The 6625-nt window shown below is 71.6% G+C and carries 6 protein-coding genes; 2 read left to right on the top strand and 4 right to left on the bottom strand.

What is annotated here, in order from left to right:
- Nucleotides 1-398 precede the first annotated feature (398 nt).
- The 4 genes from ugpC to ugpB all read right to left on the bottom strand — a co-directional run bounded on the left by ugpC (nt 399) and on the right by ugpB (nt 4728).
- On the bottom strand, nt 399-1529 hold the full coding sequence (ugpC, locus tag FK498_RS16220) for a sn-glycerol-3-phosphate ABC transporter ATP-binding protein UgpC (protein ID WP_141856362.1): 1131 nt from the start codon (nt 1527-1529) through the stop codon (nt 399-401).
- A gap of 5 nt (nt 1530-1534) precedes the next feature.
- Nucleotides 1535-2440, bottom strand: coding sequence for a sn-glycerol-3-phosphate ABC transporter permease UgpE (gene ugpE, locus FK498_RS16215; RefSeq protein WP_237560974.1), 906 nt, complete (start codon nt 2438-2440; stop codon nt 1535-1537).
- A gap of 13 nt (nt 2441-2453) precedes the next feature.
- The gene (gene ugpA, locus FK498_RS16210; protein WP_141856360.1) at nt 2454-3335 is read right to left on the bottom strand and encodes a sn-glycerol-3-phosphate ABC transporter permease UgpA; all 882 of its coding nucleotides are present in this window, start codon (nt 3333-3335) and stop codon (nt 2454-2456) included.
- 67 nt (nt 3336-3402) lie between these two features.
- Nucleotides 3403-4728: a sn-glycerol-3-phosphate ABC transporter substrate-binding protein UgpB gene (gene ugpB / locus FK498_RS16205; protein WP_141856358.1), complete on the bottom strand. Its 1326-nt coding sequence runs from the start codon at nt 4726-4728 to the stop codon at nt 3403-3405.
- A 164-nt stretch (nt 4729-4892) separates the two neighbouring features.
- On the opposite strand from ugpB, the gene FK498_RS16200 reads away from it, so the two are divergent.
- Nucleotides 4893-5408 carry an adenine phosphoribosyltransferase gene (locus FK498_RS16200; protein ID WP_141856356.1) on the top strand — a complete coding sequence of 172 codons (516 nt, stop codon included), beginning with the start codon at nt 4893-4895 and terminating at the stop codon, nt 5406-5408.
- On the top strand, nt 5371-6625 hold a 1255-nt coding region (locus tag FK498_RS16195; RefSeq protein WP_141856354.1), incomplete at its 3' end, for an ATP-binding protein. The genes FK498_RS16200 and FK498_RS16195, both read left to right, overlap by 38 nt.

Raw genomic sequence — 6625 nt, 5'->3', positions numbered from 1 at the left:
CGCGTGCGCCTATACCGATGCCACCCTCCGGCGCGCCGGCCTCGGCGCGGCCGGGGGCGCCTCGGCGGGCGGGCTGATCGGCTCGCTCTCCGGCAATTTCGGGTGTGGGGCGCTGATCGGGGCGGGCGCGGGCGCGGCCGTCGCGGTCGGGCGCGCTGCCCCCGGCTTGGCGACGACGGGGGTCGAAAGCCCGCCCGTGCTGCTCATCCGCGCTTCACCCCGGATGCTCCCATGGGGTTCTCGTATCGCGCGAAAGTGTTACCGGGCCGAGACGGGACGCGCAACCGGTTTGGCGCCGCCGCCCCGCCATGCCGGTCCGACCTCGGCCCGGCCGGCCGCGCCGGAACGCCCCGGCGTCGTGGGCTCCACCGCCTGCCGGCCGCGCGGGACCGGACGGCTCAGGGCGAGGGGACCCGCGCCCCTCCGCCCGCTCCCGCCGCCTGGCGCGCACGCTGGCGGACCGCCTCGATCCGCCGCCCCTCGGCGTCGAACACGTGCAGGCTCGCGGCCGGCAGCACCACCGGCAGCACCGCCCCCGCGACCGGCGCGCAGTCGCTCATCCGCACCGTCAGCGCCTCGCCCGAGGGCAGGACGCCGTGGATCAGGCTCTCGGCGCCGAGCGGCTCCACGAGATCGACCTTCAGCGCCAGGCTGTCCGGGCCCGACCCGGCCTGCACATGCTCGGGCCGGATGCCGATGGTGAGCTTCATGCCGTCGGCGCCGGGATGCACCCCGTCGGCGAAGGGGATGGTGGCGCCCGCCTTCAGCGCCGCCGCCGCCCCGCCCTGCGCGAGCTCGGCAGCGAGGAAGTTCATCGCCGGTGCGCCGATGAAGCCGGCCACGTAGGTGTTGGCCGGGGCGCGCCAGATCTCCATCGGCGTCGCCACCTGCTCGGCGCGGCCCTCGTGCATCACCACCAGCCGGTCGCCGAGCGTCATCGCCTCCACCTGGTCGTGGGTGACGAACAGGCTGGTCACGCCGAGGCGGCGCTGCAGCCGCTTGATCTCGGCGCGCATCGCCACGCGCAGCTTGGCGTCCAGGTTCGAGAGCGGCTCGTCGAACAGGAAGAGCTTCGGCTCGCGCACGATCGCCCGCCCCATCGCGACGCGCTGGCGCTGCCCGCCCGAGAGCTGGCGCGGCTTGCGCTCGAGCAGATGGCCGATGCCGAGCAGCTCGGCGGTCTCGCGCACGCGGGTCCGGATCTCGGCCCGCGGCAGGCCGCGGATCCTGAGCCCGTAGGCCATGTTGTCGAACACGCTCATGTGCGGGTAGAGCGCGTAGTTCTGGAACACCATGGCGATGTCGCGGTCCTTCGGCTCGAGCCGCGTCACGTCCGCCCCGCCGATGATCACCCGGCCCTCGGTCGCGGTCTCGAGACCGGCGACGATGCGCAAGAGCGTCGACTTGCCGCAGCCCGAGGCGCCGACGATCACGATCATCTCGCCCTCGGCCACCGCGAGGTCGATGCCGTGCAGCACGGCGGTGGCGCCGAACGACTTGCGGATGCCCTGGAGCTCGAGTGTGGCCATCGCCGCTACTTCTCCGTCTCGACCAGGCCCTTGACGAACCAGCGCTGCATCAGGATGACGATCGCCACGGGGGGCAGGAGCGCCAGCACCGCGGTCGCCATCACCAGGTTCCAGTCCGTGTCCGCCTCCGAGCCGATCATGCGCACGATGCCGATCACGATCGTCTCGACCTCGCCCGAGGTGGTCACCAGCAGCGGCCAGAGATACTGGTTCCAGCCGTAGACGAACAGGATCACGAACAGCGCGGCGATGTTGGTGGTCGAGAGCGGCAGCACCACGTCCTTGAAGAAGCGGATCGGTCCGGCGCCGTCGATCTTCGCCGCCTCGACGAGTTCGTCGGGGATCGTCAGGAAGAACTGGCGGAACAGCAGCGTCGCCGTAGCGGAGGCGATCAGCGGGATGATCAGGCCCCCGTAGGTGTTGATCATGCCGAGATCGGAGACGACCTTGAAGGTCGGGAAGATGCGCACCTCGACCGGCAGCATGAGCGTGATGAAGATCGACCAGAACGCCACCATCCGCCCGGGGAAGCTGAAGAACACCACCGCATAGGCGGAGGCGAGCGAGATCGCGATCTTGCCCACCGTGATCAAGAGCGCCATCACGAGGCTGTTGAGCATCATCAGCGCCACCGGCACGCGCGTGGTGCGGGCCGAGCCCTCGCCGAGCGCGGTCAGGTAGTTCTCGACCGCGTGCGGCCCCGGCAGCAGCGGCACCTCGCCGCGGGCGATCGTGCCGACATCGTGCGTCGAGCCCATCAGCACGATCCAGATCGGCAGGGCGAACAGCACGACGCCGAGCGCGAGGATCGCATGCGTGACGATGTCGGTGCGCCGGCGCGCCGCCTCGGCCCGCACGGCCGCGCGCTCGGCGGCGGCGAGCCGCGCGGCGTCGATCGGACCGTGCATCACCCTCCGCCCCGCATCAATAGTGGACCTTGCGCTCGATGTAGCGGAACTGGATCGCGGTGAGCAGGATCACCGCCAGCATCAGCACCACCGACTGCGCCGAGGACGAGCCGAGATCGAGGTTCACCCGACCGTCGATGTAGGCCTTGTAGATCAGCGTCTCGGTCGCCTTCGCCGGGCCGCCCTTGGTCAGCGCGTCGATCACGCCGAAGGTGCCGAAGAAGGCGAAGACGATGTTGACCACCAGGAGGAAGAAGGTGGTGGGCGAAAGGAGCGGGAAGATCACGGTCCAGAACCGCCGCTGCGGGCCTGCGCCGTCGATCGCCGCGGCCTCCAGCACGGAGCGCGGGATCGACTGCAGCCCGGCGAGGAAGAACAGGAAGTTGTAGGGGATCTGGTTCCAGGCCGAGGCGACGATCACCACCAGCATCGCCTGGCCGCCGTCCAGCTTGTAGTCCCAGGCGATGCCGATGCCGTTCAGGAACCGGCCCAGCAGGCCGACCTGGGGGTGGACGATGAAGATCCACAGCACCGCGGCGACCGCGGGCGCGATCGCATAGGGCCAGATCAGCAGGGTCTTGTAGACCCCGGCGCCGCGGATGTGCCGGTCGGCCAGCACCGCGAGGCCGAGCGCCACCGCCATGGAGACCAGCGTGACCCAGAACGAGAACACCGCCGTGTTCCAGGCGGAGGCGAGGTAGAGCGGGTCCTCGAGCAGCGCGGCGAAGTTCTCCAGCCCGACGAAGGTGGTGCGGATGCCGAACGCGTCCTGGCGCAGGAAGCTGAACCAGATCGCCTGCCCGGCCGGCCAGAAGAAGAACACGAAGGTGATCGCGAGCTGCGGCGCGAGCAGCAGGTAGGGCAGGCCCTTGTCGCTGAAGATGACGCGCTTGCGCATCGGCCGGATCGGGCAGGCTGCTCCGGGACCGGAACGGCCTGCCCCTCTTCTCAGGCGGCGTTCCCGGTCACGAGCGGTTGGCGCGCTCGAACGCCCGCAGCACCGCGTTGCCGCGCCGGTTCGCCGTCTCCAGCGCCTGCGGCACGGTCTGCTGGCCCTGGAACACCTTCTCCAGCTCCTCCTGGATGATGTTGCGGATCTCGACGAAGCCGCCGAGGCGGAAGCCCTGGCTGTTCGGCGTGGGCTCGGCGCGGCTGAGCTGGATGATCGCCGCATCGGCGCCGGGGTTGCGCTCGTAGTAGCCCTCGGCCTTCGCCTTCTCGTAGGCGGCGAGGGTGAGCGGCACGTAGCCGGTCACCTGATGCCACCACTGGTCCTCCTCGGGCCGGCTGATGAAGGCGTAGAACGCCGCCACCGCCGCGTACTCGGCCGGCGTCCGGTTGCGCGCGGTCAGCGCCCACAGGCTCGCCCCGCCGATCACGCCGTTGCGCGGGGTCTGGATCACGTCGTCGTGGTAGGGCAGCGGCACGGAGGCCCAGCGGAACTTGGCGTCGCGCTCGATCTGCGCGCGCGCCGCCGAGGAGCCGAAGCTGATCGCGCACTCGCCCGAGGGGAACAGGTTGCCGGCGGCGCCGTCCCGCCCGCCGTAGCGGAACAGCCCGTCGCGCTGCAGGTCGGCGAGGAACTGCACGTGCTTGAGGAAGAACGGATGCGTGAGGTTCAGCTCCGCGTCCATGCCGCCGAACCCGTTCGCCTTGGTGGCGAGGCCGACATCGTGGATCGAGGACTGCTGCTCGAACATCACCCAGGTCGGCCAGGTGGTGGTCATGACGCAGGGCGTGGCGTTGGCGGCCTTCAGCTTCTCCGCCGCCGCGCGGACCTCGCGCCAGGTGCGCGGGATCTCCCGCACGCCGGCCTTCTCGAACGCGTCGAGGTTGACCCACATCAGCGCCGAGGAGGAGTTGTGCGGCATCGAGACGAGCCGTCCCTGGGTGTCGCTGTAGTAGCCGCGCACGCCGGCGAGGTACTTCGCCGGGTCGATCGCGATCCCGGACTCCTGGGCGAGCTGCCAGACCGGCTTGATGGCGGGCCCGGCGGCCATCATCGTCGCGGTGCCGACCTCGAAGACCTGGGCGATGTGCGGCGGGTTGCCGGCGCGCCAGGCGGCGATCGCACCGGTCATCACCTCGACATAGCTGCCGCGGAAGGTGGCGGTGACGGTATAGCGGTCCTGGCTCGCGTTGAAGCGCGCGACCTGCTCCTGGACGCGCTCGCCGAGCGCGCCGCCGAGCCCGTACCAGAACTGGATCTCGGTGCGCGTCTGCGCGCCGGCGGGCTGAGCCGCTGCGGCCAGCGCCAGGGCGGCGCCGGCGAGAAGGGTCCTGCGGTGCATCTGTCGTCTCTCCCTGTCGTGGGCCTCGCGGCGTGTAGCCGCACCATGTTACGCGACGGTGACAGCGAGATGAAGGTTCCGCGTCGCGCCGCGATCCGGGCGCGTTGCCCCGTCGGCCGGGCCTCCTCTAAGGTTGCGGCGCGGCAGGCGAGGACAGGCACGGCATGGACATCAAGGACCACATCCGCAGCATCCCCGACTTTCCCAAGCCCGGCATCCTGTTCTACGACATCTCGACCCTGCTCGCGAACGCCGACGCCTGGCAGGTGGCGATGCGGCGGATGGCGCGCCTGGTCGCGCGCCATCTGCCGGATCTGATCGCGGGGGTGGAGAGCCGCGGCTTCCTGGTCGCCGCGCCGCTCGCGCTCCGGCTCGGCTGCGGCTTCATCATGCTGCGCAAGAAGGGCAAGCTGCCCGGGCCCACGGTCGGGCACGACTACGCGCTGGAATACGGCACCGACCGGATCGAGGCCCAGGCGGACGCGGTGAAGCCCGGCGACCGCGTCGTGGTGGTGGACGACCTGCTCGCCACCGGCGGCACCATGGCGGCGGGGATCACGCTGCTCCGCAAGCTCGGCGCCGAGGTGCCGGGGGCGGCGGCGCTGATCGAACTGACCTTCCTGAACGGAAGGGCGAAGCTCGATGTCCCGTTCGACGCGCTCGTCGCCTACGACCGCTGAGCCCGCCCGCGCCGCGGGCAATGCGGCGCTCGCCGACTTCGACGCGCGCGCGGCCGGCATCGGCCTGCTCGCCGCCGCGATCGCCGCGGCGCCGACCGGGGTGACGATCGCCGATCCCGGCCGGCCCGACTGCCCGATCGTCTTCCTCAACCCCGCCTTCTCGGCGATCACCGGCTACCCGCCCGAGGAGGTGCTGGGGCGCAACTGCCGCTTCCTGCAGGGCCGCGGCACCGATCCGCGCGCGGTCGCGCGCATCCGCGGCGCGATCGCGGCCGGCGAGCCGATCACGCTGGAACTGGTCAACTACCGCCGCGACGGCACGCGGTTCTGGAACGAGCTGCGCATCGCCCCCGTGCCCGGTCCCGACGGGCGGCCGATCGCCTATGTCGGCATCCAGCACGACGTCACCGCGCGCCGGCGCGCCGAGGAGGGCGAGAGGCGCGCGCGCCGCGCCGCCGAGCGGGCGAACCGCAGCAAGTCGGACTTCCTCGCCGCGATGAGCCACGAGGTCCGCACGCCGATGAACGGCGTGATGGGCACGCTCGCCCTGCTGCTCGACACCGATCTCTCCGCCGAACAGCGCGCCTATGCCGAGACCGCCGAGCGCTGCGGCCGCGACCTGCTCGCGATCGTCAACGACATCCTCGACATCAGCCGCATCGAGGCGGGGATGCTGAGGCTCGACCGCGTGCCGTTCCGCCCGGCGGAGGTGGTGCACGGCGTGCTCGACCTGTTCGCCGCGACCGCCGCCGAGAAGGGCATCGGGCTTGCCGCCGCGATCGACCGTGCCGTGCCCGAGGCGGTCGAGGGCGATCCGCAGCGGCTGCGCCAGGTGCTGACCAACCTGGTGGACAATGCCGTGAAGTTCACCGCGATCGGCGGCGTCACCCTGCGCGTCGAGGCGGCCGCGGCGCGCGACGGCGCACCGGGGCTCCGCTTCGCGGTCAGCGACACCGGCATCGGCATCGCGCCGTCCGCGCAGAAGCGCCTGTTCGCGCCCTTCACCCAGGCCGACGCCTCGATCGCGCGCCGCTTCGGCGGCTCGGGTCTCGGCCTGACGATCTGTCGCCGCCTGGTCGCGCTGATGGGCGGGGCGCTCACGCTCGAGAGCGAGCCCGGACGCGGCAGCACCTTCGCCTTCACCGTGCCGGCGCGGGCTGTGCAGGGGATCGCCGCGGCGCCGCGCCCGCCGCCTGCGCCTGCGCTGCCCCATGCGG

Origin of the sequence: Elioraea sp. Yellowstone (assembly GCF_006704265.1) — a bacterium.
In the GTDB taxonomy this organism is placed as follows: domain Bacteria; phylum Pseudomonadota; class Alphaproteobacteria; order Acetobacterales; family Acetobacteraceae; genus Elioraea.
This window is presented reverse-complemented; position numbering and strand designations above follow the sequence as displayed.

Coding starts and splice junctions, on each gene's coding strand:
- ugpC (WP_141856362.1), bottom strand. CDS start 1,529: ATGGCCACACTCGAGCTCCAGGGCATCCGCAAGTCGTTCGGCGCCACC.
- ugpA (WP_141856360.1), bottom strand. CDS start 3,335: ATGCGCAAGCGCGTCATCTTCAGCGACAAGGGCCTGCCCTACCTGCTG.
- ugpB (WP_141856358.1), bottom strand. CDS start 4,728: ATGCACCGCAGGACCCTTCTCGCCGGCGCCGCCCTGGCGCTGGCCGCA.
- FK498_RS16200 (WP_141856356.1), top strand. CDS start 4,893: ATGGACATCAAGGACCACATCCGCAGCATCCCCGACTTTCCCAAGCCC.